The following is a 2,023-nucleotide window of genomic DNA, read 5'->3' as shown; positions in this document are numbered from 1 at the left end:
ACGTCAGGCCGATCGGCAAAATGGCGAAGCAGAATGCCGCGCCCGCCGAGCGCGGCAAACAAATCGGCAGCATGCGGTAGGCGAAGAAAACGGAACAGCGTGGTGCCACCCATAACGGGAATACCGAAGCGGCCGAACAGCGCATCGAGCCGCGCCGATTCATCAGCCAGCGCCGCCCGCATCGCGTCCTGCCAGCCGATATCGGCAAGCGCGCGAATGCCGTATTCCAGCGCCGGGCCGGCGACGGCCCATGGCCCGAATTGTGTTTCCAGCCGTTCGACCGTCACAGGATCGGAAAGCGCAAAACCGAGCCGCAGGCCGGCCAGACCAAAGAACTTGCCGAACGAGCGCAGCACGACGACGCCGCCCTGGCCGACATCGCCGCAGAGGCTATGCTCGCGCGGCCCAACATCCATGAACGCCTCGTCGACAACCAGCAGCCCGCCCTTGGCGCGCAATCCGGCAGCCAGAGCCAGCAACCGGTCGCGCGCGATGACACGTCCATCTGGATTGTTCGGATTGACCATGATGGCAAGGTCGGCGTCCGCCAGGTCAGCGAAATCGCCGACCTCGGTCACCGCGTGCCCGGCGATCACTGCTGCGCGGGCATGTTCGGCGTAGGTCGGACCCAGCACCAGCGCCCTTCCGGGGGTAATCAGCGAGGCGACGCGCGGCAACAGGATCTGCGTGCCCGGTGCCGCCACGATATTGGCTGGCGACGGCGCCCCATAGGCACTGGCAGCGATCTCTGTCAGCTCACGCGTGCGCGCGGCTTCCGGCAACCGCGACAGCGAGGTGGCGGGCAGGTCGAAAAGCGGGTAGGAGTGCGGATTGATACCGGTCGAGAGGTCGACGAATGGCAGCAGGGCGTTGGGGAAAAGCGCCCTCGCGCGGCCAAGACTTCCACCATGGTCCACAACCGCCCCATTAAGAAGCTTCATGTCAGTCCTGATCGCTTTCCTGTCATTGGCCGTCGAATTCGCCCTCGGTTACCCCGATTGGCTGTTTCGCGCCATCGGCCATCCGGTGACGTGGTTCGGCAGGCTGATATCCTTTCTCGACCGCAGGCTCAACCGCGCCACTGATCCCGACGCGCTGCGTCGCAAGCGTGGTGTCCAGGCGCTGCTGGTCATCGTGCTGGTGCCGGCGATAATTGGCCTGGGCGTGCAGATCCTGTTCTGGTTCGTTCCCATGGGCCTGGTCATCACTGCCCTTCTGGCAACGTCGCTTCTGTCGCAGAAGAGCCTCTATGAGCATGTCGAGGCTGTGGCGGACGCGCTCGACACCGGTGGCCTCGCTCTGGCCCGCCTTGCCGTTTCGCGAATCGTCGGCCGCGACCCTGAAACGCTCGACAGGGCCGGCGTCTGCCGCGCCGCGATCGAGAGCCTGGCTGAGAATTTCTCCGACGGCATCGTCGCCCCCGCCTTCTGGACCGGCGTCGGCGGCCTGGCCGGCGGCGCCGCCTACAAGGCCGCCAACACCGCCGATTCGATGATCGGCCACCGCACCCCGCGCCACGAGGCCTTCGGCTGGGCGGCGGCGCGCTTCGACGACTGGATCAATCTGCCGGCGTCGCGGCTGACGGCGCTGCTGATCGTGCTGGCGGCGTTCTTCGTCAAAGGCGCTGATGCGAAAAATGCCTGGCATGCGGTGTGGCGCGACGCGAAAAAACACCGCTCACCCAATGCCGGCTGGCCGGAAGCGGCGATGGCCGGTGCGCTCGGCCTGGCGCTCGCCGGGCCGCGCAGCTACGGCGGCGTGCTCGTGGACGACGTCTTCATGGGCGAAGGTGGGCGGCGCGAGGCCGACAGCGTCGACATAAGGCGAGCGCTGAAACTCTATCGCGTCGCCGACTATCTGCTGATCGCGCTGTTTGGGTTGGTCGCGGTCATGGTCATCGTGGCGTGATCTACTTCACCCTCCCCTTGTGGGGAGGGTAAGAAACGCTCAGAACTCGATCCCCTGCTGCGCTTTCACGCCTGCGGAAAAATGGTGCTTGGTCACGCCCATTTCGGTGACGAGG

3 protein-coding genes are annotated in these 2,023 nt (G+C 65.8%); 1 reads left to right on the top strand and 2 read right to left on the bottom strand.

Going from position 1 to position 2,023, the window contains the following annotated elements; all coding sequences use genetic code 11:
- Window positions 1-941: threonine-phosphate decarboxylase CobD (gene cobD / locus EN939_RS31820; RefSeq protein WP_127271549.1), on the bottom strand; the 941-nt coding region annotated here is incomplete at its 3' end.
- On the opposite strand from cobD, the gene cbiB reads away from it, so the two are divergent.
- Window positions 940-1,908: an adenosylcobinamide-phosphate synthase CbiB gene (gene cbiB / locus EN939_RS31815; protein ID WP_127271548.1), complete on the top strand. Its 969-nt coding sequence runs from the start codon at window positions 940-942 to the stop codon at window positions 1,906-1,908. The two genes, cobD and cbiB, sit on opposite strands and share 2 nt — an antisense overlap.
- Before the next feature lie 39 nt (window positions 1,909-1,947).
- On the opposite strand, the gene EN939_RS31810 is transcribed toward cbiB, so the two are convergent.
- Window positions 1,948-2,023 (bottom strand): cob(I)yrinic acid a,c-diamide adenosyltransferase (locus EN939_RS31810; RefSeq protein ID WP_164751403.1); only part of this gene is annotated, 76 nt, incomplete at its 5' end.

The sequence above is a fragment of the Mesorhizobium sp. M7A.F.Ca.CA.002.05.1.1 genome, assembly GCF_003998335.1.
Taxonomy (GTDB): Bacteria; Pseudomonadota; Alphaproteobacteria; order Rhizobiales; family Rhizobiaceae; genus Mesorhizobium.
The sequence above is the reverse complement of the archived record's forward strand: the minus strand, read 5'-3'. Positions and strand labels throughout refer to the sequence as shown.